This window comes from Rhizobium sp. CFBP 13644, from assembly GCF_014842165.1.
GTDB lineage: Bacteria > Pseudomonadota > Alphaproteobacteria > Rhizobiales > Rhizobiaceae > Agrobacterium > Agrobacterium tumefaciens_C.
Window position 1 is genome coordinate 624,910 of sequence record NZ_JACYVF010000003.1, and the last position, 25,676, is coordinate 650,585.

A 25,676-nucleotide genomic window follows, 5' to 3' on the forward strand; every position below is an offset into this window, starting at 1 on the left:
CAAGCAATTCTGCTACCCGGCATTCTTTTCAAAAAGTTGCGGCCTTGGACGGACGAAGGTTTTGCGTCCGGCTTTCCAGCCAGCCAAGGTCTGCGCCCCTGATCGTATGGCGCTGCGGTGGTCCTGGACGTCAAGGATGACGATGTCGGCTTCTGCGCCGACAGCCAATCCGTAGGGTATTCGCTTAATCTTCGCCGCAACCGCGCTAACCATGTGGAAAACGGCGTCCATATCCTCATCGCGGGAAAGCTGCATGACGTTGGCATAGAGATTGGCCATCCGTGCCAACGAGGCATCTCCGAATGGGGTAAAGGGATTGAGAATGTTGTTGGTCGCGATTGCAGCATCCACTCCCTCTTTCAGCAAGAGATGCACAGGCGTAACGCCGCGCGGGATGTTGAACTGCTGATCGCGTCCCATCAGAAAAAGATCCGTGGCCGGCAGCACCGTGACGGCAATTCCGGCAGCGGCAATCTTGCGTGCGATCATTGAACGTGCTGCCGGATCAAGCGCGGACAGATTGGTGGCGTGGCCGATTGTGACTCGGCCACCATAGGCGTTTGCATGTGTGGCCTCGATTACCGCTGGCAGGTCTGTTTTTTTCGGATCGAGGCTGAAATCCAGATGGAGATCCACATCGACATCATGCTTTCGCGCTAGCGCGAATATCCGTTTGATGTGCTCTTCCGGTCGGGGGTCGGTATAGGGGCAACCGCCGATCAGATCGGCCCCGGTGCGCAGCGCCTCGTCCAGCATCTCCTCTGTTTCGGGTTCCTGCGTGAGACCCTCCTGTGCGAAGGCGCAGATCTGGATGTCTATTGCAAACTTGAACCGCTCACGAACTCGCTTGATCGCTTCGAATGAGCGCATGCCAGCGCGCGGATCGATCTCTACAAAGGTGCGCATGCGGGTAGTGCCGTGAAGGATAGCCTGCCGAACGACAGCAGACGCACGTTCAAAAACATCTTCTTCAGAAAATCCTGTCTTGGCTTTTGCCGTTTCGCGTACGGCTTCTTTCAGCGTACCAGCGCAGATCGAACAGCGCTCCAGAATGCAGGCCTTATCGAGATGGACATGACAATCCACAAAGCCGGGGAAAGCGAATTTGCCCTCCACATCTTCCTCGATAATGGCATCGCAGCGGATGTCTGAGCTAATTGCAGCGATGCGACCGTCCTTGACGGCGATATCCACCGGCCCCCGCTGATTTGCCAGTTGCGCGTTTCGAATGACCAGATCGACGTGCATATCTGCCCTCAAATACCGATGGCTAAGCCATCGCTGCGCGGATCATGCGCACCGTCGATCCCGCCTTCACTGTTCATTCGGATAATCCCCGCTTGCCCGGCAAGCGCGCTGAGTGCGGGAATCGCAATGGTTTCGTGGCCCATGGAATGCAGTGCCCCGATAACCTCTTCACCACTAGATGACTCGATCTTGAGATTATCCCGGCTATCGGAAAAGGTTCGCCCGAGCAGAAACCGGGGCGCAGCAAGTGCCGAAAGCGGGTCGAAACCATGGTCGATCAGAAGGCTCAGCAGCAGTGCCAGCGTCTGAGGTTGCCCATCGGCCCCTTGCGTTCCGTAGAGAAGATATGGCTTGCCATGTTTCAGACCGATGCCCGGATTGAGCGTGTAGAATGGTCTTTTACCCGGGGCGAGCTTGTTGGGGCTTGTCGGATCCGTGCTGAAGGCTGCACCGCGATTTTGCCAGAGAATGCCGGTGTCGCCCACCAGCACGCCGCTTCCCCAATCGTAATAGGTGCTTTGGAGCACGCTGGCGCAACGGCCCTCTTGATCGACTGCGGCGAGATAAACCGTGTCACCGGTCTGATGAACTGCGGGCCATGGCTGGGCGACCTGCCGGTCAATTGCCGCAGCCTTGCGCGACAGTGCTGTGTCACTCAACACGTCAGCGCACGCCTGCGCCACGAAATCCGGGTCGGCAATGGCACCACGGTCAAGGAAGGCTTGCTTCACTGCCTCGACGCACAGATGATAAAATTCGGCTGACGACGGCTCGACCTTGCCCATCTCAAAATGTGCGAGGATTCCCATGATGCCGAGCGTGGTTATGCCTTGCGTTGGCGGTGGTGGCGCGAGGAGTTCGACGCCTCGATAGGCCATGGAGATGGGTTCAACCATCTGCGCAGCCGTCTTTCGCATGTCGCTAAGGCGAATAGGGCTGCCTGCAGCCTCAAGACCGCTGACGATGCGACTGGCAAGTTCGCCCTCGTAAAACTCCCGGTGACCATAAAGAGCGATCTGCTCCAGTACGGCAGCCAGTTGCGGTTGCCGCTGAACACCTTCAGCCGGGAAATGGGTGGCGACGCCAGGCCATGTGGAAATTTCGGCTGCACGAAATTCATGCCAGTGTTTCTGCGATTGGCTGACTGGGAACCCTCCTGCGGCCAATTCAATCGCGTCCGCCAGCAATGTGCCCATGCTCTCGGTTCCCTGCCAATTTTCGCAGGAGTACCGCAATGCCTCGCCCCAACTATCGACAAGTGCTGCTGTTGTCAGCGCCGAGAGCGGGCCGCGGCTCGGAATGGTATCCAGCACAGGCAGATGCTCCGCAGCCTGACCGATGCCCATGATTGTCTGCCGACGACCGGAACCATCCGCCACGATCCAGACTGCATCTCCGCCCAGCCCGCAAAAATGCGGGTAGAGGACGGTTAGCGCGGCACCGGCGGCAATCACAGCCTCGATCGCCGTTCCTCCACGGCGCAAGACCTTCGCACCCGCCTCGCTCGCCGTGTGATGCGGCGTTGTGACCATGCCCCTATTCGAGCGGGCCACCGTGTTTTCCGACTGCCGCATGGATGCTCCTAATCGGATACGGAAATGTAACGGCTGAGAATCTCGGTGATGTCGGGACCATCGTCCTTGTCGTCCACCTTGGCACGGTCTTCAACGGCGTGAAGGTGATGATCCATGATGCGGGTGGCGGTCTCGGCATCGAGGTTTTTCAATGCCTCGATCAACTGGACATGCTCATCAATACCGCATTCGGCAGAATGCGGGCGTCCGAAACGCGCGAGAATAAGCGAGGAGCGCGAAACAATCTGGCTGATGAAATCGATCAGCAGTTTCGACCCCGTGAGTTCAGCAAGGAGAATGTGGAACTCACCAGCAAGCCGGATAGACCGTGGAGACGATGCCTGTAGGGCGCGCTCCTCTTCATGCACATGACTGATCAAAGCATCGATGCCATCTCTCGGCATTCGCTTGCACAGACGGCCTATCACTTCCCGCTCAAGGCAGCGCCTCAGCGCAAACACCTCTTCCGCCTCTTCCAATGTCGGCATGGCAACTGCTGCACCGCGATTGGGTTTGATCTCGACCAAGCCATCGGAGGCAAGGCGCAACAAGGCGTTTCGGGCGCTCGTTCGGCTGACGCCGAATGTGTCGCCGATGGAATCCTCTGGCAACTTCGTTCCCGGCTTCAACGCCTGCTCAAGAATGGCGCGGCGAAGAGAGGCGTAGATCGCGTCGCTCCTGCTGAGATTTGTCGACATAAAATGCGCTCTTTGTGTGGATGCAATTTCTTTCCATATCGCATGGGTAATTGCGAAAATCTATACCCATAAATTGCATGCAATTTTCTATTGCTTTTGCATTCTTGCTGAATTAGCGTTGATCATAGTTTGCGAAAAAGAGCTAATAGGCCGTTCGCAGCTACGGGTTTCAACAGTATTCAGTCCGAAACGCGGCAAATTGCCGATAGGATTGAATGCAATCCGAGGGGATCTATAAATGCAATTATCCAGAACTTTGATGGCCGGTGCGGCGCTGCTGGCGCTCGCTATACCATCGTCTGCGGCTACCTTAAAATGGGGCGCTTCTCGCGATATCAGTTCGCTCGATCCATATTCCTACGGCGACAGTTTTGCTCTTGGTGTGCTCAACCACTCCTACGAAGGATTGATGCGCTACGACCGAAACCTGAAGATCGAACCTGCACTTGCAACATCCTATGAAATCATCTCACCCACCACATGGCGATTTAAACTCCGCGAAGGTGTGAAATTCCACAATGGAGCCGATTTCACGGCGGACGATGTGCAGGCATCGCTTTTGCGTGCGACAAACCCGAAATCACCCCTTCGCGGTAACATACCAGCCTATAAGGGCTCCCGCGTCATTGATGCCCACACAATCGAGATCGACGTATCGGCCAACTATCCGTTGCTTCTCAACGACTTGACCACGATCTACATTTTCGATGCGGGCTGGCTAAAGGACAATAATGCTGAAGCGCCGACCGATGTTGGCTCTGGCACTGAAGGATACGCCACCTATCATGAGAACGGCACCGGCCCTTTTAAGGTGGAAAGCCGCCAGCCAGATGCAAAAACCGTTTTCGTGAAATATGACGGCTGGTGGAACAAGCCTGAGCACAACATAGACCGCATCGAGCTTACGCCGATTGCCTCCAGCGCCACCCGCGTAGCCGCACTTCTGTCCGGCGATATCGACTTTACGGATCAGGCACCGGTGCAGGACTTACCGCGGCTCGAAGCTGCCTCCGGGCAGGTGAAGCTTCTGGAAGGAACCGATCTGCGCACCGTCATGATCGGTTTTAGCCAGCGTGATCAGTTGTTATCGGGTGCACCCAACCCGATGAAGGATCTGCGCGTTCGACAGGCCATGCAGCTCGCTATTGATCTGGATCTGATCCAGAAGCGTGTCATGCGCGGCAAGTCGCGCAATGCAGGCGCTCTCGTGGCACCGCAGATACCGGGATACGACGCCGCACTCGACCAACCGGTGAAGGCCGATCCCGAAAAGGCGAAAGCACTTCTCAAAGAGGCTGGTGCCGAAGGTTTCGAGTTTGAATTCAACTGTGCTGACACTTTGGTCAATGAAGAGCAGATGTGCCAGGCAGTCGCGTCCATGTGGTCGCGTGTTGGTCTCAAGCCGAAGCTTGATCAAGGCACGCGTGCCGTTCAGACACCGAAACGATCTGCGGGCAAGGTGGATGTCTATACACTCGGCTGGGCCACGTTGCCCATGCTGGATGCCTATAGCCTGACATCGCAGGTTCTGCACACCAAGGAAGGTTCATTTGGAATTTTCAACTGGGGTGGCTGGTCTGATAAGGAATTCGACAAGGTGACGGAGGCATCAGCAGTCGAGCTCGATACAACCAAGCGCCTTGCTCTGGAGGCACAGTCATTGAAGATCGCAAAGGATCATGCTTTGATGATCCCGCTTCACCAGCAACCGCTGGCCTGGGCCACAAGCGCCAAGATTGCCGACTTCCCGCTGTTTTCGGATAACCTGCCCCGTTTGTGGCTGGTGAAAATGTAAGCCGATCCCCGCCAATATTCTGGCGGGGACCTTCCTTCGCGTGGGCCAGATCAAGGACATTTCACCATGCTTGCTTTCCTCATCAAGCGGATCGGCAATGCCGTTCTCGTGATGCTGACGGTTGCTTTCTTTGCCTTTCTCATCTTCCGGTTCCTGGGAGATCCCGTCGAGATGATGGTGAACGAAAGCGCCACTCAGGTTGACCGCGATGAACTACGCGGACGCCTTGGCCTGAACGATGGCTTCCTCGTGCAATATGTTCGCTTTGTCGCAAACGCCGCGCAGGGTGAATTCGGCCTGTCCTGGCGCAATCAGCAGTCCGTGCTGGGTCTAATTGCAGAGCGATTTCCAGCCACCTTCGAACTTGTCATCATTGCCACCATACTGTCCCTCGTTATCGGCATACCGCTGGGTGTTTTCACCGCCATCGGCCGCGGGAAATGGTGGGCGGAAAGCCTTCAGTTCAGCTCTATCATCGGCGTTTCCCTGCCCAGCTTTCTCGTCGGCATTCTCCTCATCCTCGTCTTTTCCGTCACGCTTGGCTGGTTGCCCGGCTATGGGCGGGGCGATGTGGTGCGCATCGGCTGGTGGTCCACGGGGCTGTTGACGCCTTCTGGCCGCGCCGCTGTCATCCTTCCGTCGCTGTCGCTCTCCCTTTTCCAGATCACGCTCGTCATGCGGCTGGTTCGGGCGGAAATGCTGGAAACTTTAAGAGTAGACTTCATCAAATTTGCCCGTGCACGCGGCGTGAAAAGGCGAGCGCTCTGGTTTCGCCACGCGCTCAAGAACTGCCTGATGCCTGTTGTTACCCTCACCGCCATGCAGGTCGGCAATCTCATTGCTTTTGCGCTCGTTACTGAAACGGTTTTCCAGTGGCCTGGCATGGGAATGCTGTTCATGCAGGCTGTCACCTTCGTCGACATCCCGGTCATGGCGGCCTATCTGTGCATCGTATCCTTCATTTTCGTTACGCTGAATACCTTCGTCGACATCGCCTATGCGGTCATCGACCCGCGTCTGCGCGCCGCGTGACAGGAGCCAACACATGACCGCCATCGAGCCAACACAAACAACGACCAGACCATCGCGCTTTTCACGATTACTGCAATCCGATCTGGGGTGGAGCTTCACCCATCACCCATCCGCGATCATTGCCGCGCTCATGCTTCTGGTGCTGATCGCGTCAGCCTTTCTGGCCCCGTTATTTACGGTGCAGAACCCCTATGATCTGGCATCTCTCGATCTGCTGAACGCCGAGATCCCGCCGATCTGGATGGAAGAGGGTCAGTGGCCATACATTCTCGGTACCGATGTTCAGGGCCGCGATCTCTTGTCGGCCATCCTTTATGGATCGCGGGCATCCATCATCATCGGTGCCGCCTCCGTGGCAGTCTCGCTTGTCGTCGGCTCGACACTCGGCCTGATTGCCGGCTATCACGGCAAATGGGCCGACAGTCTATTGATGCGCGCAGGCGACGTGCTTTTATCCATGCCGACAATGCTCATCGCCATTCTCGTCTCCGCACTCGCCCGGCAGATGCTGCCGCCCTATCTGCGTGAAGCAGGCGCATCTGGCGTCATCGTCTTTGCGATCTCGCTGTCTGCGTGGGTGCAATATGCACGGACAGTGCGGGCGCAGACCATGGTCGAGCGTAACAAGGAATATGTGCAAGCGGCGAGACTGATCCGCGTGCCGACGTGGCGCATCATGCTGAAGCACATCCTTCCCAACACCACGACGCCCCTGCTGGTCACAGCAACGCTGAATTTCGGTCTCGGCATCCTGATCGAGGCGACGCTGTCTTTCCTGGGCGTTGGAATGCCGCCGGAACAGCCATCGCTGGGGACGCTGATCCGTATCGGCAATCAATATCTGTTTTCAGGTCTGTGGTGGATCGTCCTTTTCCCCGGCCTCCAGCTCTGTCTGCTCGTTGTCTCCATCAACGTGCTCGGTGACTGGCTGCGCGACGCCCTTAACCCAAAATTACGCTGAGGCATCTGATGACTGATCTTTTGATTACCAATGCTAGACCCATGGGCGGCGCAAAAACCGATATCCTGATCAAGGATGGCAAAATTGCCGAAATGGGTGAAAATCTCACCGCCGATGGCGTCCCTGTCGAGGATGCAGGTGGCCGCATCGCCATTCCCGGTCTGGTCGATGCCCACACCCATCTCGACAAATCGCTGCTAGGCTATCCATGGTACGTCAACACGGTTGGCCCGCGTTTGATCGACAAGATCGACAATGAGCGCGCAGTGAAGCGTGAGTACGGTCTCGACGCACACGTTCAGTCAATGCGGCAGTCATTGCAGTCTGTCGGTTACGGCACAACGCTGATCCGCACTCATGTCGACATCGATACCGACCAGGGCCTGGTCGCATTGGAAGGCGTCATGGAAACGCGGCGTCAGCTTGCGGGCGTCGTCGAAATCGAAATCGTCGCTTTCCCGCAATCTGGACTGATGCGCAGACCCGGCACCGCCGAGTTCCTGGACAAGGCCATGGCGATGGGAGCCGATCTGGTCGGCGGGCTAGATCCTTGCGGCATGGATCGTGATCCGAAAGGTCATCTCGATACGATCTTCGCGATTGCCGACAAATACGGAAAGGGCATCGATATCCATCTGCATGAAGGCGGAGAACTTGGCGCTTTCTCAATGGAGATGATTTTTGAGCGCATCCGCGCCATGGGCATGCAGGGCAAGGTCGCGGTCAGCCATGCCTTCTGCCTTGGCCTTCCCGACTGGAACGTGTCTCAAGCGCTGATCGACACATGCGCAGAGCTCGACGTCCCGATTTTCACCACGGCACCGCCATCCCGCGAAGTGCCGTCCCTGAAACGCCTGCATGCGGCTGGGGTGCGCTTCGGTGCCGGTGTTGACGGCTTCCGCGACACGTGGGGGCCCTATGGCAACGGAGACATGCTGGAACGCGCCATGCTGCTGGGCATGAAGAACAATCTGCGCCGTGATGATGAGCTTGCAATGGCGCTCGATGTTTGCACCACCGGCGGTGCTTTGGCGATGGACCGCCCGGCACACGCGCTTGAGGTGGGCGGCCGTGGTGACGTCGTCCTTGTCGAAGGTGAAAGCGTCGGCGAAGCAATTGTCACGCATCAGCCGCGCAAACTGGTTGTCACCGCTGGCAATATCGTTGCACGCGATGGCGCAAGCCTGAGAGCACGACCATGATCTCAGAAAACTGGTCCGCTCTGCCTCTCGGTAAACGTCCGCCCGGTCGCTGGGCGCTTGCTGCGCGTCACGTCATTGCCGATCTGCCTGAAGGCAGACGCCTCATCACCGGCGGCGAAGTCGTCATCGAGAATGACCGCATCCTCTGGGTCGGCTCCCGCTTCCAAGGCGAATTATCCGCACGTTATGACATGGGCGAAGCCCTTATCGGTCCGGGCTTTGTCGATCTGGATGCCCTGTCCGATCTCGACACGACCGTGCTTGCCATGGACAACCAGCCGGGCTGGAAAAAAGGACGCGTCTGGCCCTCGGATTACGCCGCACGAGCCTATGAGATGTATTCGCCAGAGGAGCTGGCTTTCCAGAAGCGTTACGCTTTTGCGCAATTGCTGCTCAACGGCATCACATCGGCACTGCCGATCGCATCTTTGTTCTATCGCGCATGGGGTGAGACAGTCGCCGAATTCGAGGCTGCCGCCATCGCTGCAGAAGACCTCGGCCTCCGTGTCTGGCTGGGACCGGCCTATCGCAGCGGCGGCGTCATCCTTGACCAAGCGGGTGCCATGCAGCCGGTCTTCGATGAAGAGCGGGGACTCCGAGAGCTTACCGATGCGGCAGCCTTTGCCAAAAGGGTTCACGGCACGGGCAATGGTCTGATTTCCGGCATGTTCGCACCGGACCGTGTGGAAACCTGCACGCAGGAACTCCTGCGCCTCACATTTGCCTATGCCGATGATCTGGATATGCCCGTACGCCTGCATATGGCGCAGGGAGAGATGGAGTTGCAAACCGTTCAGCGGCTGTATGGCACCACAGCGCCGCAATGGCTCGATAATCTCGGCTTGCTTTCCTCCCGCCTGATCGCGCCGCATGCGACAGTGGCGACAGACGACGATCTGGCTCGCTATGCTGCAAACGGCGTGACCGTTGCCCACTGTCCGCTTGTGTCTGCGCGCCACGGCTCGTCTCTGAAATCCTTCTCCCGACTGAAGGAGAAAGGGATTCGCATCGGCATGGGAACGGATACGGCACCGCCAGACATGGTGCTAAACATGGCCGTTGGCATGATGGCAAACAGGATAGCGGAGGGACGTGGCGATGCCGGATCGGCAGCCGATTTCTACGATGCAGCCACCCTTGCCGGAGCAGATGCCCTGAAACGATCTGATCTCGGACGTCTCGCGCTCGGTGGCAAAGCCGACATCGCCGTGTTCGACATGGCAGACCGTATGATCGCGCCGCGCATTGATCCGATCCAGACCCTCGTCTATGGCGCAACCGGTCGCGTCACCCGCGCGACAATCGTCGATGGGCGGCTTTCCATGCGGGATGGACAAGTCGCCGGGATTGATCTCGCAACAGCACGGGGCCAGGCGCAGCAGCAATTCGACCGCCTGATCGAACGCTATCCCGAGCGCACCTTCGGCCATCCACCGGTGGAAGACATTTTCCCGCCAAGCTACCCCTCCCATCAAAGCGAGGTGTCTTCATGAACACTTCAAGCCCATCGCCCGCCCTTGAGGTCAAAGGCCTGTCTGTCGAGTTTCCGACCCGCAGTGGCGTTCTGACTGCATTGTCAGATGTATCTTTGACAATCGCGAAAGGAGAGATTGTCGGCGTCGTTGGTGAATCCGGTGCCGGGAAATCCATGACTGGCATGGCCGTTCTCGGCCTTCTCGAACCGCCGGGGCGCGTTGCATCCGGCGAAATCCATATTGGCGGAAAACGAACTGACAATCTGAGCAATGAGGAAATGGAGAACGTGCGGGGTCGCATGGTGGGTGCTATATTTCAGGACCCGCTGACATCGCTTAATCCCCTCTTCTCCGTTGGTCAGCAGCTCATCGAAACCATCCGGCTGCATTCAGACCGAAACCGGACGCAGGCACGGCTTCACGGCGTTCACCTTTTGCAACAGGTGGGCATTCCCGGTGCTGAAGAGCGCATCGACCATTATCCGCACCAGTTTTCCGGCGGCATGCGTCAGCGCGTTGTCATCGCCTTGGCATTGGCGGGAAATCCGCAGCTGATTATCGCAGATGAGCCAACGACAGCGCTTGATGTGTCGATACAGGCGCAGATCACCAGCCTCCTGCGCAAGCTATGCCGGGAACAGGGTGCCGGTGTCATGCTGGTCACGCACGACATGGGTGTGATTGCGGAGACCGCAGACCGTGTGGCGGTCATGTATGCCGGTCGCATCATTGAGATCGGCGCGGTCGAAGATGTCATCGCCCGCCCCAAACATCCTTATACGCAGGGCCTGATGGGTTCTATTCCAGCCCTTGGTGCGCGTGTCGAGCGTCTTACGCAGATCGACGGCGCGATGCCACGGCTCAATGCCATTCCCAGCGGCTGCGCCTTCAATCCGCGCTGTCGCTCGGTCGGTCCACGCTGTCACAAAATCCGCCCGGCACTGGTTCCGCAAGCCAACGGTGCCGTTGCCTGCCTGCTTCATGATGGAGGTGTCGCATGAGAAGCTCCCGGAACGCTCTTGAAGTTGACCAGTTGACGCGGGTGTTCGATGTCTCGACGCCCTGGCTCAACCGGATGATCGAGCGCAAGCCGAAACGGTATCTGCACGCCGTGCAGGATGTCACCTTCATCGTCCAGAAAGGCAAGTGCCTGGCACTGGTGGGGGAATCTGGATGCGGAAAATCGACGGTAGCGCGGCTGGTGACGGGGCTATACGCCCCAACCGAGGGTGCCATCGTCTTTGCGCCTGCCAATGACGGCAAGCCTATGGAAGCGCAGATGATCTTTCAGGACCCGCATGCCAGCCTTAACCCGCGCTGGCGCGTTGGCGATATCATTGCCGAACCCATCCGCGAATTCGGCCTCCGTGACAGTGCAGAGGCTGTGACCCAGCGTGTTGCCGATCTGCTGACGATCGTGGGTCTTTCGCCCGATGACATCAGGCGGTACCCGCATGAGTTTTCCGGCGGTCAAAGGCAGCGCATTTCCATTGCGCGTGCACTGGCAAGCGAGCCGGAATTCCTCGTCTGCGACGAGCCGACATCGGCGCTGGATGTCTCCGTGCAAGCGCAAATCCTCAATTTGATGCGCAAGCTTCAGGACGAGCTTGGACTGACCTACCTGTTTATCAGCCACAACCTGGCCGTCGTGCGTCACATGGCAGACCGGATTGCCGTCATGTATCTCGGGAAAGTTGTAGAAGAAGCGGACACGGAGGCGCTCTTCGCCAATCCGCAGCATCCCTACACGAAGCTGCTGCTCCAGACGATCCCGGATGTCGCCTCCCCCAATCGCGACCGTGCATTGATGGGCGGGGAACCACCAAGCCCGCTCGACCCACCGAAAGGCTGCGCCTTTCACCCACGCTGTCCCCTTGCCGCAGATATTTGCAGCCGGGAGGCCCCGATTTCACGCGAGCGCCACGGCGGTGGTGTTGTCGCCTGCCACATGGCGCCGCTTTAGCAGGCGCAGCCATTTCGACGTCGAACACGTTATAGATTGCTTCAGGAGTTTAATAAGCATGACAAAGACTGTCTTCACCAATGCCAAACTGGCTGACGGCCTGCTACATGATGTCACTGTCGAGCAAGGACGGATTACGTCCATCGAACCTGCCGGATCAGATGCTGCTTCAGCTTCCATTGTCGACATTGCCGGAGACATGCTCGTACCGGGGTTCGTCGAAGGACATATCCATCTGGACACCAGCTTCTACGGCGACACATGGATGCCTCATCGCCCCTGCACCAAAGGCTTCGACGTGCATGAGCGCGTGGCATTCCAGGCGGAAAACATGGCCATCGCTGCACCGATGGACAAACGCGCACGCGACCAGCTCGATTTATGCATCGGCAATGGAACGCTGCATATGCGCAGCCACGTCATGGTGGATGGCTCCGTCGGCCTGAAATCACTGGAGACCATTCTGGCGGTTCGCGAAGACTATAAGGACATCATCGACATCCAGCTCGTCGCTTTTCCCCAAAGCGGCATTTTGAAAAGCCCTGGGACGCCGGAACTCCTTGACGAAGCGATCAAACTCGGCGCGGACCTTGTGGGCGGTCTTGATCCCGCTAGCTTCGACCGAGACGTAAACGGCCATCTCGATGTTGTCTTCGGCGTGGCTGAAAAACACGGGGTGGACGTGGATATCCATCTCCACGATGCCGGAAGCATGGGTGCTTTTACAATCGAGGAGATTTGCGCGCGCACGGTGGCGCTTGGCATGCAGGGCCATGTCGCCATCAGCCACGCCTATGGGCTTGGGGACCTGCCCATGGACGCGGCGCGCAAAATTGCTGCGACCATCGCCAAAAGTGGCGTATCGATCATGACAAATGCACCCGGCAATCACACTTTTCCGCCCGTTGCTCTGCTGCGCCAAGAAGGCGTGACCGTCTTCAGCGGTAGCGACAACATCCGCGATTCCTGGTGGCCCTATGGTGACGGCGACATGCTGCATCGCGCAGAAATCATCGGCTACCGCTCCGGCTTCTACACCGACGAGGAGCTGCAAGCTGCATTCGACATCGTCACAACCGAAAGCGCAAAAGCTCTTCGGCTCGATAATTACGGAATTCAGGTCGGTGCAAAAGCTGATTTTGTGACGCTCTCGGCCACGTGCATCCCGCAAGCGGTCGTCGCATTTCCCAAAAATCGCAAGGTCTTCAAAGGCGGGAAAATGGTGGCAGATGGCAACAAAGTGATTTGGTGAGACCGATTCGTGGAATTCGTTGTAGGCGACGCCGCAGTGTTGGAAACGATGATTGACCCTGCACTTCATGCAGGATCAGTCAAGGACAGGCGGTTAGTGTCGAGTGTTTATGGAGACAGCTCTTCCAGAACCTTGCCCTTCGTTTCCACTGCAAACACCGCAGTCACGAGAGCACCCACAAGAAGTATCACCGCGAATGCGCCGAACACATACTGGATACCCATCGAAGACATCACCCAGCCAACAGCAATCGGACCCGCTGACGATCCAAGGCGCAGCCACGCGCTGCCCGTCCCGGTGCCAATGGCACGCAAACGGGTCGGGTAGATTTCCGCCGAATAGAGATACAGCGAAAACGTCACCGTCTGTAGAATGGCATAGGCCAGTCCGGCGAGGATGAGGACCTGTGTTGCCGATGTTGCCCCCAGCCAGGCAAGAATGACGAGCGGAATGGGTGCGAGCAGCAGTGCGCCCACATACCAGCGCTTGCGTCCAACTCGATCTATCAGCAGTGCGCATATGATTGCTGCGATCACCCCGCCGACTGACGTCATGAAGCCGTATAGGATGCTGGTTTCGAGCGGCAGGTTAAAGGTCTGTCGATACAGTGTCGGAAGCCAGGTAATCGTGCCATTTGCAACCATATAGGCACAAAACCACATGGCCCAGATAGAGAGTGTGCGCTTGAGGTAAATGCCTTGAAACAGTTCGCGCCAGTCGGATTTACGGCGCAAGGGAGCGGCTACGAGCTTGGGTTCGGGCAACTCGTGGCCAGACGAGCGTGCGCTATTTTCAAATTTGGTCACGATCTTGTCTGCTTCCTCATAGCGCCCATTGGCAACCAGCCACCGGGGAGATTCGTGCAGGAACCAACGCAGCGGTATCATCAAAATCGCAGGAACGAGGCCGACCACAAACATGGCTTTCCAGCCATAAACCGGCACCATGAAATATCCGATCAAGCCAGCACCAACAAGTCCGAGCAAAAACATCACTTCGTACAGAAGAAAGAAACGACCGCGGCCTTTGGAGCCAATCAGTTCGTTGATGTACGCGCTGGCCACAGGAACTTCACCACCCGTTCCAATTCCCTGAATAAACCGAAACGCCATCATCATTCCTGCGCCTGCTGCGAAGAGGCAAGCGACGTCCATGCTGACGAAAAGCAGGATCGTAAACAGCAGGACCTTGAGACGTCCGATCTTTTCGGCCATCCAGCCAAAGCACACCGCACCGATGAGCTGCCCCAGATAGCCCATGGAAAGGATCATGCCGGTTTGGCCCGGGGTGAGGTTCCATTCACGAACCAGAACAGGCATGGCATATGCAATGGCAATCACGGTATAACCATCAAAAAACGTCGCAGCGCCGACGATGTTACGAGCCCAGAAAACCTCCCGGGTTACCGGCAATCGTTCAAGGCGTGCGCTGATTTCAGCTTGAGGATCAACAAGCGGCGGTGCCGCAGTCATCCTTTGTTCCATATTCATGATTTCCTCCCTTTGCTGGCCCACTCCCGGCCTAGCCTCGAACCTTCCGCACCAATCGTCTCAAATTCCGAAATCGACCAGGCAGGCACGCTCTTTCACGGATTGCGCAGGTGCATCACATCACTCCCTGATGTGCGGCAAGATTTTCTCCCCAGTCATTCAATAGCCCCCGCCTGTTCAACGGGGGCTTTTGAACATTATTCAGCCGCCATCAATTGCTCGACACGGCCGATACCTGCGGTTTCAAAGGCGGCAAAGATTTCAGCTTCGGCCTTTTCGCCGAGGTTCTTCAGCGGCTCACGAATGGTTGCATGGTCCAGCACACCTCGGTGAACGAGGCCGAGTTTGAGAGCAACTGTGCCCTCCATGTGGGAGCCTCTGTGATAGACGGCGCGAGTAACCGGCAGCAAACGCTCGAAAATCTTTCGCGCTTCAGGATAGTTTTGTGCCTTGCCTGCATTAATGAGCTCAATCAGCAACTCCGGAGCGATATTGCCGTAACCAACCAGCAAGCCGTCAACATCAAACATGGTCGGCAACAGCCACTCATCATGGCAGCTGAGGATTTGAAGTTTCGGGTTGGCCTTTTTCAACTCAGGAATTTCGACGTACCAGCGCTTCATATTGCGCACGCCGTTCTTGGTCGCAACGACGCCTTCCTGGGTCGCGATCGCCAGCTGGGTATCGAGGTCATAGGACGCTTTGGTCACATCAGGGTACTGGAACAGGATGCACTGAAGCCCGGATTCTTCCCAGATCGCCTTGTAACGATCCTGAGGTGCGCCTTTTTGAAAGCCAAACCGCAGCCAACCATGGTTCGGATAGACGAGCGCACCTGTCGCACCAGCAGCCTTGCACTTCTTTGCCTCTTGCGCGGCGACCCTTGTTCCTTCGCCAGTGATACCGGCGATGATCGGGATGCGGCCGTCCACAGCCTCGACATAGGTGCGAATAAGCTTGAGCCGCTCTTCTTCCGTCAGGAATGTTCCTTCTCCGGCGTGGCCCAGAATGACCAGGCTCTTTACGCCATCCATTCCGGCAAGCCATTTCGCGATACGGGCGTTGGCCGCGAAGTCAACTTCACCTTCACGGGTAAATGCGGTGACCGGCGCAGGGCTCAGGCCTCTCATGTCCATTGCTTGCATGGGATATCTCCTCCTCAGATAGCCACTGTCCGCCTTGCGATCAGTGGTGGGATCGTTAATGGGAACGTTCCCAATATCGATCTGGATTTTACTGGTGTCAATAATTTTTTTAATGCATGGTCCGCATTAGCGAATGTGAGGATAACTGTGGCGAAAAAAACAGAAATGGAAGCAGCGTCTAAAGAGGCAGGCCGTCAACCACGAGTAACCATCCTCGATGTCGCCTCAGCCGCAGGGGTGTCCAAGTCGACGGTGTCGCGAATTCTCGATGAACGCCTCCCCCGTTCTGACAATGCCACGTCCCGGCGTGTGCGAGAGATCGCGGAGGAAATGGGATATATGCGCGATGTCTCGGCAGCGAGCTTGAGACGCGGCAACACCATGACAATTGGCGTGATCGTGCCTCGGTTGACGGATACGGTCATGGCGATGCTTTATGAATCGTTGGCCAAGGCGTGCAGCAAAACAGGACGCTTCGCCATTGTCGCTACGACCGACGACAAGCCTAAAGCTGACCGGCTTGCGGCAGAGTCTCTTCTCAAAAGAGGCGTCGATGGATTGATCTTGTCGACGGCGCGTGAAGACGACGATTTCCCAGAGGTCCTCACGGCTCGAGGGATACCTTTTGTTCTGGCTCTGCGCGGTGATGGTCGAAGCCTCTCCTCTGTTGGTGATGATCGATTGGGTGGATATCTTGCAACACGACATCTGCTGGATCTGGGGCATCGACGCATCGGAGTGATTGCCGGTCCGTCATATGCTTCAAGCTCAATCGGACGTGTAGAAGGTTATCGTCAGGCCCTAGAAGAGGCAGGCATATCTGTCTGCATGGAGTACATCGTCCCCTCTACGTTTGGTATTGATGCTGGCGCCGATGCTGCTCAACAACTCATGGGCCTGCATGATCGTCCGACAGCAATCTTCGCCGTCAACGATAACACCGCCATCGGAGCCCTGTCCGGTCTGTCACGCATGGGGCTATCCGTGCCTGGCGATGTTTCCGTTGTGGGATACAATGACATTCCGATCGTCAACCACCTTCCGACACCACTAACTACGCTGCGTGTACCTTTTGATCAGATCGCATCGAACGCTCTGGATCTGCTCGCGAGCGGAACAACCGCAAGCGAGGATCGCATCCGCATCTCGGCTCCGACGCTCATCCCCAGAAAGAGCTCGACCAAGCCTAGGTCTTGAAGGCTGTTGAACGTCGCACACCCAAATCAGATCTGAGATGGTCGCCACTTTTCTGTCTCCCTACCTAATCAGAAGGAAAATTTGGGTCGAAGGTCACCGCCAGGACCGAGATTGCTAACCGCAAGTTCCTCTATCTCGCCCGCAACAATGGCGATGAGCACGTCAAACAGCGACTGATGCCGATCTTGCGCGACCAAACCCATAAGGGCATCATCGGCCAAGCACCTGACAATAAGCCGGCATCTCTGCAATTCCACGCACATTGCCGCCCATCATGTCGTCGATGGATGTAACAGACGTCATGCAGCGGCAGTTCGTGGCCGCTGCCCAGAACGATCTGATTTTGCGGATTGCCTCCGGCGAGATTAACACTGAGGCCAAACTCAGAAAGCTCATCGACCAGTATGGTGAGGAGCTTAAGAGCAAATATTCTGAATGAAAGCGGTTACCAATATTTTTGGTTGCGGGGGCCTGATAACGCGGAGACTTGCAAATTCTGCGCCTTGAATGAATCGAACCGACGACAGCCCTGTTCTTTCGCGTCGATCTCATCAGGACCGTCAGTGAACTAGAAATTCCAGTCCGCGATCTCGTTCACCAGTGCCTAGCAAATCGCACAGGAGGATCGTCTTGAACAACATATCTCCGTCTTTGGGACGCAGTTGTCGGCGACCTGTTGCAACGCTGGGGCGAGCACGGCAGGTCTTGGACGCGTTAGACTTAGGACGTGGAATATTCCTCCGCCTGTTTGATATCGCGCCTTCCAGTCCTCGCCTTAAGCCATAGAAGTGCGTCATCTAGGAAGGTAAAGACGACCGGAATGACCAGAAGGCTTAGAAAGGTGGATGTAATCAATCCGCCTATCACAACGATACCCATGGGTTGGCGAAAGCTTGAGTCTCCCGAGACGAGACTAAGCGCTGCCGGCAGCATGCCCCCGGCCATAGCGATGGTCGTCATGATAATGGGTCGTGCTCGCTTGTGGCAAGCATCGACAAGGGCATCGTAGCGAGGCATGCCAGCCCGCCGCGCCTCGATAGCGTACTCCACGAGGAGGATCGAGTTTTTCGACACAATCCCCATCAGCAAGATCAAACCGATAACGGCAGGCATCGAAAAGCTTGTTCCTGTGAGCACCAACGGTAACAATGCCCCGCCAAGCGCCAGCGGTAACGCCATCAAAATCGTGACGGGTTGCAGGAAATCATGAAACAATAGTACCAGAACGGCATAGATGCAAAAAATGCCGATTGCCATGGAGGTGCCGAAACTGCTGAACAATTCGCTCTGCCGTTTCAATTCGCCCTGCTCGATAAATTTTACGCCCTGCGGCAGGTTCTGGTAGCTGGGCAATTTTGCAGCCTCTGCCGTAACATCGGAGAGGTTCCGGCCATTCAACTCGACCGTCAGCGAAACATTGCGTGATCGGTCAAGTCGGTCAATCTGACTGGGGCTTGAGCCGACAGAGATATCGGCAATGGTACCGAGTGAGACATTGGCGTCTTTGCCCTCGACGGGGATCAGCGATATCGCATCAAGGGACTGGCGGGTCACGGGGTCGAGCATCACACGAATGGCCACCTGCCGTTCCGGCAGATTGAGTTTCGACAGCGCTGTATCATAGGCGCCAGACGTCGCCACGCGAATAGCCTCGGCGATAGCCTTGGATGTGACACCAAGCGAAGCCGCTTGCGCCAGATCAGGCTTGATGGTGACTTCCGGCGTCTGCATAGCAGCCGATGAGGTCACATTTCCAATCCCCGGAAGTTTGCGCATATCAGCCTCAAGAGCCGCTGCCGCCTGTTCGAGGAGGTCTGAGTTATCGCCTGCAAGTGTCAGGGTCAGCGTCGTGCCATTGCCCCCGGAACTTATTTCCAGGCGCACGCCGGGCAACTGCTCCAGCGCCTTTCGCAAATCATTTTCGATCTGCGCCTGTTTGATATCGCGGTCATCGATCGGCGTCAGATTGACCACGATGGTAGCACTATTGGTGCTTGAATTTGATGTGCTGTTCATGCCGCCCGTGGAGGCTGTGCCCGTTGCCTGAAACACCGATGTGACGTGGTCCACGCCCGAAATGATCTTGGATGCCTTTTGCGCTGCCTCATCGGTTGCTTCGATTGTTGAGCCATAGGGCGTGGTCAGCGTGACCTGTGTCTGGCTGTTGTCGGAGGCGGGAAAAAAGCCGGTCGAGAGATGGGAGAGCAGCAAAATCGTGAAGGCCAGAAAACCGAAGGTTCCGAGAACGGGTATCCAGCGGCGGCGCAATGCGCCTTTCACAAGCCACAGATAGCCCCGCATCATCAGGCCATCCTCCTCGTGGATTTTTCCACTCGGCTTCATCAAATAGGCCGCCATCATCGGCGTTACCAATCGTGCAACCACAAGCGAAGCTAGAACGGCAACCGACGCGGTGATGCCGAACTGCTTGAAGATGATGCCGGGAATGCCGCCCATGAAGGCTGTGGGCAGGAATACCGCGACCAGCGTGAATGTGGTGGCGATCACCGCCAGACCGATTTCATCGGCCGCCTCCATCGCCGCATCAAAAGGACTTTTGCCCATATTGAGGTGTCGCTCAATATTCTCGATCTCGACAATCGCATCATCAACGAGAATCCCGACCACCAGAGAAATCGCCAGCAAAGTGATGGTGTTCAGCGAATAACCCAGCGGATACATGACGAGGAACGTGGGTATGATCGAAAGCGGCAATGCGACTGCGGCCAGAAGCGTTGCACGCCAGTCTCGCAGAAACAGCCAGACCACAAACACCGCAATTAGCGCACCTTCATAGACCATGTGCATCGAGGATTCGTAGTTCTGCTCGGTCGGGACGACGGTGTTATAGGCTTCTTCTATGGTCACTTCAGGATGGGCAGCGGCGAACGCGGTCATCGCCTCACGGACCTTGTCGGTAATCGCGGTATCGGAATAGCCCTTGGACCGCTTGATCTGGGCGGCAATGACGGGCTTGCCGTTGAGATAGGCAAGCGAGGTCAGATCATTGTGGGTATCTTTCACAGTTGCAACTTCGTCCAGCCGAACCCAGTTTCCTGCAGGCAGCGGGATGGGCAATGACCGGAGTTGTTCGGCGCTGTTGACGGTTGCCAGAGTGCGCACAGACTGGCTCGCGCCACCAATCCTGCCTTTGCCACCCGACAGATCGGATTGCACGGCTTCGACCTGATTGTTGACGTCATTGGCGGTCAGGCCCAGCCCATCCAGCAGATTTGCGTTGAGCTCGACCCGGATTTCTCGGTCCACACCGCCGAGGCGTCCCACTTCGCCGACGCCATCCACGGCCATCAATGCGCGCGAAAGATCGTTGTCGATGAACCATGAGAGTTCCGCCGCATCCAGTTTGTCCGAATGCACGACGTAAGTGATGAGCGGAGAAGCGTTCAGCGATTGCTTGGACACGGTCGGTGTATTCATTTCCGCCGGAAGGTCGCTCTGCGCCTGATCGACGGCACTTTTCACCTCATCCAGCGCCTCCTGTGTGTCCTTGCCGACTTCGAAGGCAACCGAAATACTCACCACGCCGTCAGTGATTGTGGTGGTAACGGAATCCAGCTTAGAAAGCCCCGTCAGCTCATCCTCGATCTTGCGCGCCACCTCCGTTTCCAGCTGCGATGCTGCGGCACCGTCCAGCGAAGCGCTGATCTGAATGGTTGGAAGATCCATGTCCGGGAAATTCTGAACATCAAGACGATTGAATGCCCACAGACCGCAGGCGGTCATCAGCACGAAAAGCAAAATGGGCGGAACGGGATTGCGGATGGACCAGGAGGAGAAATTCACTTTGCTTCCTCCGTCTTTGCCGTTTCCACGCCATCAGAGACCCGCACCACAGAGCCATCCGCCAGGAAGGCACCACCTGACGTCACAACCTTGTCGGACGTTTCGATGCCGGCGAGGATTTCGACACGATCTCCCTGACGCCGGCCTGTCTCGACGCGCTTACGCGTCACTGTCACCTTCTCGGCTTCTTTCAGAATGAACACATAGGCAAATCCATCCCGCAGCGTCACGGCGGTCGCCGGCACGGTCAGCGCATCCGTGTAGTCGAACTCGAAATAGCCGCTGGCCAGTATTCCAGTTTTGGGAGTTTGCATCCCCGCCTCTGGCTGGAGCATCACATATACGATAACCCGACCATTATTCGTCGACGTAGTGGGGGAAACCAACCTAACCTCGCCGCTGATATCGCCATCCGGTGTCGGTATAATCGCTTTCGTTCCTTCTCTGACATCGGCCAACCGCTTGACTGGCAACTCGGCCTGCCATTCGACCCTGTTTTGCCGGATCAGCTTGAACAGTTCGTCACTGGCATTAACGACATTTCCGAGAGAGGCGGAGCGTGCAGATATGATCCCGTCGTCAACGGCGTAAACCTTTGTGCGGTCCAGTGTCAGTTGCGAAGATGCCAGCGCAGCTTTGGCAGAGAGAACGTCGGCTTTCGCCTTGCGCTCGCTGATGAGATACTCTGTTGTTTGCTGTTTCGACAATGCGCCAGACCCCGTCAGTCCTCGGGCACGATCCGCATCTGAAACGGCCTGATCGAGCGCTGCCTCTTGCTTTTCGACGGTAGCCTGCTGCTGTTCAAGATCTGCTTGAGCGGTCGCGGTGTCGAACTGAACGAGCAGATCTCCTTTTTTGACCTTACTACCCACATCTGCCCTGACATCCGCGATTTTCAGGCCGCTGACCTCGGCTGCGATCACCGCCTCATGCCACGCGGCAAGACGACCACTTGCCGGTATGGTGACGGGCCACTCCAGGGTCTGCGCAGCGGCAACGGAAACGGTCAAGGCAGCGGCTTGAGCACTGCTCTGCTTGGTGTCCTCGCTGCGCGCAAGATGAGGCGTCAACGCGAAAGTCGTCGCGACCAGAATGAAGGTAAATCTACGCATCAGTGGGTTCCATTAACAGCAATTGGCGCGCCAGCAGGGGCAGCCCAGCCGCCGCCGAGAGACTTGTAGAGGGCGATCCAGTACTGGACCGCGTCGCGCCTGATTTCGATGAGGGTGATGGCAGCCGACTGTGCCGAACGACGAGCCTCTTCCCGGTCGAGAATACTGACGCCACCGGATTTCCAGTTCTCATCGACCGAGCGGAAATAGCTTTGATAGTTATCAGCGGCTGTCTTGGCATCGCCAATGCGCTTCAAAGCGGTGTTGACGCGAATAAGGGCTGTCTCCACATCGGCCACAGCCGTCAGGACACCGGACTTATAACTTGCGACAGCAACATCGTAATCCGCCACGGCACTTCTGATGGCAGCCGTTTTGGTGCCGCCATCAAACAGCGGTATCGACAATGCGGGGCCGAAAGACCACGGTGCCGATCTGCCGGTTACGGTGGATTCGCTGATGGAAATAGATCCACTCAGGCTGAGACTGGGATAAAGGTCAGCTTTCGCTGCGCCAACATCTGAAACCGTTGCTGCGACCTCGGCTTCCAGCGCATTGATGTCAGGCCTTTGCCTTAAAACCTCTGCCGGTACGGAGGCGATCCGCAACGAAGAAGGCTGTGGAATGCGACTTTTTCCCTTGTCCAGCAAATTTCTGATCACCACCTCATCGGTAGCGGTCAGTTGGACCAGTGACTTGATGATGATCTCGCAGTCACCGCGTTGAGCGGTCAGATTTGACGAGGATGTCGCCGCACTCGCGCGGGAGAGCGCCAGATCGGCCGTTGACGTGAAGCCGGACTGTGCTGACTTTTCAGTGGCGCGTATTGTCTCTCTTTGCGATGCGAGCTCGTCGCGATAAAGCTGTTCCAACTGGCGACACGCGCGATACTGGACATAGTAGTCGCCGACCTCGGCTGCGATGGAAATCCGCGCGTCATGCCAAGACCAGACCTTGCCCTGGGCTCTCGAAGCCGCAGCCTGCATTTCTTTCTTGGTCTTGCCGAACAAATCGAGTTCCCAGGAGGCGTCTAGACCACCACTCTTGTTCGTACCAGCCACAGTTTTGTTTACGTCATCCCCTTTGTTTCCCTCGCGCGATACGGAGGCAGATCCATCCAACGACGGGAAGAGTCCTGCTCGTGCGCTGTCGAGCGTGGCACGCGCCTTGTCGATATTGCCGACGGCTTCTTGAACGGTCGGATTTTCCAGTTCCGCCAGTGTCAGCAATTCCGTCAGCGAAGGATCTTTAAAGCTTGCCCACCACGCTGCAAGATCCGTAGAGCGACCTCCATGTGGCAGGGTCGCGTGCCAATAGGGTGCCACAACAGAACTCGAAGGTTTGAGGGCACCAAGGCTGGTGCAACCGGTGAGCACCGACAAAGTGGCGATGATGGAAACTGAAGAGAAAACTATACGCATGAATCCGGGCTGCCTTGAAGCTGTCGGCTGCACTATAGGGATCGCGATGTTAATCTCGGTCAAGAAGCTGTTAAGTTAGGTAAAAGTGCTGTCTTTGCGGTCGTTAGGCCTTAAAAGTGGAAGCATCGACGCGACGGATGCAAAATATGCCCAAGGTGCTTTTAATCGATGATGACAGCGAGCTGACAAATCTGCTCTGCGAATATCTGACCGAAGAAGGCTTCTCCGTTGACACCACGAACGATGGCAGAACCGGTATCGCCGCAGCTACAACCTCGTTGATCGATCTCATTGTTCTTGACATCATGATGCCACGGATAAACGGCCTCGATGTGCTGCGGAAAATCCGGCAGGTTAGCGATGTTCCGGTTTTGATGCTCACAGCACGCGGAGATGACATTGATCGAATATCCGGGCTCAATCTGGGCGCGGACGATTATGTTGCCAAGCCCTGTTCGCCAGGAGAGTTGGCCGCTCGAATCCGCGCCATTCTGCGTCGCTCCGGTCGGACCGAGCGGGATGGATCACTGGAAATACTAAAGACCGGCGCACTAATGCTTTATCCGTCGAACCGCAGAGCGGAGTGGCGCGGTTCCCAGCTAGAACTGACCGGCACCGAGTTCAGCCTGCTCGAGGTTCTTGTTCGGTCTTCCGGACAGCTCGTATCCAAACAGGATATCTCCCTTCGCGCGTTCGGCAAACCTCTGACGGCATTCGACCGTCGCATCGACGTCCATATCAGCAGTATCCGCCAAAAGCTCGGAACGCGCGAAGACGGGCAGCCCTGGATTCAGGCTGTAAGAGGACGCGGCTATCAGCTGTTAGAGGGCTAATGATGCATCGACTGTTCTGGAAATTTTTCACCGTGGTTTGGCTGGCCATGGCAGGGTCGATAGCGCTGTTGTTTACCATCAGCACTCTGTTCCAATCCCCTTTTGAAGAAGAAGTCACCAACCGCGAACACAGGCTAGCCTTGGAAATAACGGCCCATGTCTTGCAATCAGATGGATTGGACGTTGCAAAGAAGCTGGTGGCAGCCATGCAGCGTACCGGTCGCGAATTATCCATTCGCATCAGCCCGGTTGGTCCAGCAATCGACTGTGTGGTGAAGGCGGGACATGATATAATTGCGAATGCGGTGAGCAACGGGAATTGCTACGAGGTCGAGATTGCCGGCTCCCATCAGGGTGTCATTTCAAAAACCTGGCCGCGGACAGTTCCATGGTTGGCCGCACTCGTGGCTGCGGCGGGAGCGGCTTACTGGCTCGCTCGGTACTTTATCACCCCTGTAGAGCAACTCAGATATGGGCTGCGAGCCATTGCAGATGGCCAACTTGATGTTCGAATTGCCCATACAATTGGCAGCAAGCGCGACGAAGTCGCCTCTCTGGCGCACGACCTCGACATTACGGCAGCACGCCTTCAGGAACTGCAGATTGCACAGCAACAGTTGTTTCACGACGTCTCTCACGAGATACGCTCCCCCCTGTCAAGATTGCAGGCGGCCATAGGCGTTCTACAACAAAACCCAGCGCGGTTGACGGCAATGATCGAGCGGATGGGAAAAGAGGTCGAGCGCCTGGACGAATTGGTCGGGGGAATTCTAACTTTGGCCAGGCTTTCGGAACGACAGGCTACGCGCTTTGACCGGCAAACCATTGATGTTGTCGATCTTGTTAGAGAGATTGTCGAGGATGCGAGTTTCGAAGGCCAATCCCGCGATATCAAAGTTCAGTATGAAGGCGTCGATACATTCGTGGCTTCGGTCAATGGTGAATTGATTTACCGGGCTCTAGAAAACGTGATCCGCAATGCAATTGCCTACACCCGAGACAAAACATCTGTTCTCGTCACCTCGAAAGTACACGGTCAGCAACTTTCGCTGTCAATCCAGGATGAGGGCCCCGGCGTACCGGAGGCGGAGCTGGACGCTATTTTCCAACCGTTCTCACAAAGCTCTACCGTCACCACCCGCTCAGGCTTTGGCCTCGGCCTTGCCATCGCACGTCGCGCGGCCGAATGGCATGGCGGCGGCGCCATTGCCACCAATACGCCGTCAGGAGGTCTACGCGTGGAACTCACGATCCCAGCGAGTTCTTGAGAGGCCAGGGCAGTGAGTTAGCCGTCCATATTGGGTGTTGAATGGAAGCTCATGGTATAGTGCCCGTTCCCGATAAACATCACTACAAGCCTACAATTTACCCAACGATTCACGAGGTTTACAGCGCTTAAGCTCTGGCTCTTTATGGATGGTGATCATTGTCTATAAGGAGTTTTGCCTTGTTAACCAGTGACCGGGAAACTTTT

At 56.7% G+C, this 25,676-nt stretch carries 21 protein-coding genes; 12 read left to right on the top strand and 9 right to left on the bottom strand.

What is annotated here, in order from left to right; genetic code table 11:
* Positions 1-12: 12 nt before the first annotated feature.
* From IFT53_RS12360 to IFT53_RS12370, 3 genes are read right to left on the bottom strand one after another with little or no spacing between them, the layout of a single operon-like run.
* The gene (locus tag IFT53_RS12360) at positions 13-1,248 is read right to left on the bottom strand and encodes an amidohydrolase family protein (RefSeq protein WP_192064947.1); all 1,236 of its coding nucleotides are present in this window, start codon (positions 1,246-1,248) and stop codon (positions 13-15) included.
* 8 nt (positions 1,249-1,256) lie between these two features.
* Positions 1,257-2,822 carry a gamma-glutamyltransferase family protein gene (locus IFT53_RS12365; RefSeq protein ID WP_244656298.1) on the bottom strand — a complete coding sequence of 522 codons (1,566 nt, stop codon included), beginning with the start codon at positions 2,820-2,822 and terminating at the stop codon, positions 1,257-1,259.
* Between the two features lie 8 nt (positions 2,823-2,830).
* Positions 2,831-3,520 carry a GntR family transcriptional regulator gene (locus tag IFT53_RS12370; protein WP_042618851.1) on the bottom strand — a complete coding sequence of 230 codons (690 nt, stop codon included), beginning with the start codon at positions 3,518-3,520 and terminating at the stop codon, positions 2,831-2,833.
* 238 nt (positions 3,521-3,758) lie between these two features.
* Here IFT53_RS12370 and IFT53_RS12375 point away from each other — a divergent pair, with 238 nt between their 5' ends.
* The 8 genes from IFT53_RS12375 (at position 3,759) to IFT53_RS12410 (ending at position 13,200) form a co-directional block, all read left to right on the top strand.
* A complete protein-coding gene (locus IFT53_RS12375) occupies positions 3,759-5,315 on the top strand; it encodes an ABC transporter substrate-binding protein (protein ID WP_192064948.1) in 1,557 nt (518 codons plus the stop codon).
* Positions 5,316-5,381: 66 nt separating this feature from the next.
* Complete coding sequence (locus tag IFT53_RS12380) at positions 5,382-6,347, top strand: ABC transporter permease (protein ID WP_192064949.1); 966 nt, start codon at positions 5,382-5,384, stop codon at positions 6,345-6,347.
* Positions 6,348-6,360: 13 nt separating this feature from the next.
* Positions 6,361-7,308 carry an ABC transporter permease gene (locus IFT53_RS12385; RefSeq protein WP_192064950.1) on the top strand — a complete coding sequence of 316 codons (948 nt, stop codon included), beginning with the start codon at positions 6,361-6,363 and terminating at the stop codon, positions 7,306-7,308.
* Between the two features lie 8 nt (positions 7,309-7,316).
* Positions 7,317-8,510: an amidohydrolase family protein gene (locus IFT53_RS12390; protein ID WP_192064951.1), complete on the top strand. Its 1,194-nt coding sequence runs from the start codon at positions 7,317-7,319 to the stop codon at positions 8,508-8,510.
* Positions 8,507-10,003, top strand: a complete 1,497-nt coding sequence (locus IFT53_RS12395; RefSeq protein ID WP_192064952.1) for an amidohydrolase family protein — start codon at positions 8,507-8,509, stop codon at positions 10,001-10,003. The genes IFT53_RS12390 and IFT53_RS12395 overlap by 4 nt, the downstream gene beginning before the upstream one ends.
* Positions 10,000-10,986 (top strand): ABC transporter ATP-binding protein, encoded by a 987-nt coding sequence (locus IFT53_RS12400; protein WP_192064953.1) that lies wholly within the window; start codon positions 10,000-10,002, stop codon positions 10,984-10,986. The genes IFT53_RS12395 and IFT53_RS12400 overlap by 4 nt, the downstream gene beginning before the upstream one ends.
* Complete coding sequence (locus IFT53_RS12405; protein ID WP_192064954.1) at positions 10,983-11,948, top strand: ABC transporter ATP-binding protein; 966 nt, start codon at positions 10,983-10,985, stop codon at positions 11,946-11,948. The genes IFT53_RS12400 and IFT53_RS12405 overlap by 4 nt, the downstream gene beginning before the upstream one ends.
* A gap of 58 nt (positions 11,949-12,006) precedes the next feature.
* Positions 12,007-13,200: an amidohydrolase family protein gene (locus IFT53_RS12410; RefSeq protein ID WP_192064955.1), complete on the top strand. Its 1,194-nt coding sequence runs from the start codon at positions 12,007-12,009 to the stop codon at positions 13,198-13,200.
* 107 nt (positions 13,201-13,307) lie between these two features.
* Here IFT53_RS12410 and IFT53_RS12415 read toward each other — a convergent pair whose 3' ends face one another.
* On the bottom strand, positions 13,308-14,690 hold the full coding sequence (locus tag IFT53_RS12415; RefSeq protein WP_192064956.1) for an MFS transporter: 1,383 nt from the start codon (positions 14,688-14,690) through the stop codon (positions 13,308-13,310).
* Between the two features lie 197 nt (positions 14,691-14,887).
* Complete coding sequence (locus tag IFT53_RS12420; RefSeq protein ID WP_192064957.1) at positions 14,888-15,835, bottom strand: dihydrodipicolinate synthase family protein; 948 nt, start codon at positions 15,833-15,835, stop codon at positions 14,888-14,890.
* Positions 15,836-16,000: 165 nt separating this feature from the next.
* On the opposite strand from IFT53_RS12420, the gene IFT53_RS12425 reads away from it, so the two are divergent.
* Positions 16,001-17,032, top strand: coding sequence for a LacI family DNA-binding transcriptional regulator (locus tag IFT53_RS12425; protein WP_192065032.1), 1,032 nt, complete (start codon positions 16,001-16,003; stop codon positions 17,030-17,032).
* A gap of 68 nt (positions 17,033-17,100) precedes the next feature.
* Here IFT53_RS12425 and IFT53_RS23970 read toward each other — a convergent pair whose 3' ends face one another.
* Positions 17,101-17,235, bottom strand: a complete 135-nt coding sequence (locus IFT53_RS23970) for a hypothetical protein (protein WP_274604080.1) — start codon at positions 17,233-17,235, stop codon at positions 17,101-17,103.
* 80 nt (positions 17,236-17,315) lie between these two features.
* On the opposite strand from IFT53_RS23970, the gene IFT53_RS12430 reads away from it, so the two are divergent.
* Positions 17,316-17,471, top strand: a complete 156-nt coding sequence (locus IFT53_RS12430) for a hypothetical protein (protein WP_192064958.1) — start codon at positions 17,316-17,318, stop codon at positions 17,469-17,471.
* Positions 17,472-17,752: 281 nt separating this feature from the next.
* Here the strand turns inward: IFT53_RS12430 and IFT53_RS12435 are convergent, their stop codons facing one another.
* From IFT53_RS12435 to IFT53_RS12445, 3 genes are read right to left on the bottom strand one after another with little or no spacing between them, the layout of a single operon-like run.
* Complete coding sequence (locus IFT53_RS12435) at positions 17,753-20,836, bottom strand: efflux RND transporter permease subunit (RefSeq protein ID WP_192064959.1); 3,084 nt, start codon at positions 20,834-20,836, stop codon at positions 17,753-17,755.
* Positions 20,833-21,948, bottom strand: a complete 1,116-nt coding sequence (locus IFT53_RS12440; protein ID WP_192064960.1) for an efflux RND transporter periplasmic adaptor subunit — start codon at positions 21,946-21,948, stop codon at positions 20,833-20,835. The genes IFT53_RS12435 and IFT53_RS12440 overlap by 4 nt, the downstream gene beginning before the upstream one ends.
* On the bottom strand, positions 21,948-23,369 hold the full coding sequence (locus tag IFT53_RS12445; RefSeq protein ID WP_192064961.1) for an efflux transporter outer membrane subunit: 1,422 nt from the start codon (positions 23,367-23,369) through the stop codon (positions 21,948-21,950). The genes IFT53_RS12440 and IFT53_RS12445 overlap by 1 nt, the downstream gene beginning before the upstream one ends.
* Before the next feature lie 146 nt (positions 23,370-23,515).
* On the opposite strand from IFT53_RS12445, the gene IFT53_RS12450 reads away from it, so the two are divergent.
* Together IFT53_RS12450 and IFT53_RS12455 are read left to right on the top strand one after the other, a co-directional pair.
* A complete protein-coding gene (locus IFT53_RS12450; protein ID WP_192096933.1) occupies positions 23,516-24,202 on the top strand; it encodes a response regulator in 687 nt (228 codons plus the stop codon).
* Positions 24,202-25,470 carry a HAMP domain-containing sensor histidine kinase gene (locus IFT53_RS12455; protein WP_244656299.1) on the top strand — a complete coding sequence of 423 codons (1,269 nt, stop codon included), beginning with the start codon at positions 24,202-24,204 and terminating at the stop codon, positions 25,468-25,470. The genes IFT53_RS12450 and IFT53_RS12455 overlap by 1 nt, the downstream gene beginning before the upstream one ends.
* Positions 25,471-25,676 lie beyond the last annotated feature (206 nt).

What these genes read in the sequence shown, in the direction of transcription:
- IFT53_RS12395 (WP_192064952.1), top strand. Translation starts at nt 8,507, where the DNA reads ATGATCTCAGAAAACTGGTCCGCTCTGCCTCTCGGTAAACGTCCGCCC.
- IFT53_RS23970 (WP_274604080.1), bottom strand. Translation starts at nt 17,235, where the DNA reads ATGGGTTTGGTCGCGCAAGATCGGCATCAGTCGCTGTTTGACGTGCTC.
- IFT53_RS12415 (WP_192064956.1), bottom strand. Translation starts at nt 14,690, where the DNA reads ATGAATATGGAACAAAGGATGACTGCGGCACCGCCGCTTGTTGATCCT.
- IFT53_RS12420 (WP_192064957.1), bottom strand. Translation starts at nt 15,835, where the DNA reads ATGCAAGCAATGGACATGAGAGGCCTGAGCCCTGCGCCGGTCACCGCA.
- IFT53_RS12445 (WP_192064961.1), bottom strand. Translation starts at nt 23,369, where the DNA reads ATGCGTATAGTTTTCTCTTCAGTTTCCATCATCGCCACTTTGTCGGTG.
- IFT53_RS12440 (WP_192064960.1), bottom strand. Translation starts at nt 21,948, where the DNA reads ATGCGTAGATTTACCTTCATTCTGGTCGCGACGACTTTCGCGTTGACG.
- IFT53_RS12380 (WP_192064949.1), top strand. Translation starts at nt 5,382, where the DNA reads ATGCTTGCTTTCCTCATCAAGCGGATCGGCAATGCCGTTCTCGTGATG.
- IFT53_RS12390 (WP_192064951.1), top strand. Translation starts at nt 7,317, where the DNA reads ATGACTGATCTTTTGATTACCAATGCTAGACCCATGGGCGGCGCAAAA.
- IFT53_RS12385 (WP_192064950.1), top strand. Translation starts at nt 6,361, where the DNA reads ATGACCGCCATCGAGCCAACACAAACAACGACCAGACCATCGCGCTTT.
- IFT53_RS12450 (WP_192096933.1), top strand. Translation starts at nt 23,516, where the DNA reads ATGCCCAAGGTGCTTTTAATCGATGATGACAGCGAGCTGACAAATCTG.
- IFT53_RS12400 (WP_192064953.1), top strand. Translation starts at nt 10,000, where the DNA reads ATGAACACTTCAAGCCCATCGCCCGCCCTTGAGGTCAAAGGCCTGTCT.
- IFT53_RS12425 (WP_192065032.1), top strand. Translation starts at nt 16,001, where the DNA reads ATGGAAGCAGCGTCTAAAGAGGCAGGCCGTCAACCACGAGTAACCATC.
- IFT53_RS12360 (WP_192064947.1), bottom strand. Translation starts at nt 1,248, where the DNA reads ATGCACGTCGATCTGGTCATTCGAAACGCGCAACTGGCAAATCAGCGG.
- IFT53_RS12365 (WP_244656298.1), bottom strand. Translation starts at nt 2,822, where the DNA reads ATGCGGCAGTCGGAAAACACGGTGGCCCGCTCGAATAGGGGCATGGTC.
- IFT53_RS12375 (WP_192064948.1), top strand. Translation starts at nt 3,759, where the DNA reads ATGCAATTATCCAGAACTTTGATGGCCGGTGCGGCGCTGCTGGCGCTC.
- IFT53_RS12410 (WP_192064955.1), top strand. Translation starts at nt 12,007, where the DNA reads ATGACAAAGACTGTCTTCACCAATGCCAAACTGGCTGACGGCCTGCTA.
- IFT53_RS12370 (WP_042618851.1), bottom strand. Translation starts at nt 3,520, where the DNA reads ATGTCGACAAATCTCAGCAGGAGCGACGCGATCTACGCCTCTCTTCGC.
- IFT53_RS12430 (WP_192064958.1), top strand. Translation starts at nt 17,316, where the DNA reads ATGGATGTAACAGACGTCATGCAGCGGCAGTTCGTGGCCGCTGCCCAG.
- IFT53_RS12455 (WP_244656299.1), top strand. Translation starts at nt 24,202, where the DNA reads ATGATGCATCGACTGTTCTGGAAATTTTTCACCGTGGTTTGGCTGGCC.
- IFT53_RS12405 (WP_192064954.1), top strand. Translation starts at nt 10,983, where the DNA reads ATGAGAAGCTCCCGGAACGCTCTTGAAGTTGACCAGTTGACGCGGGTG.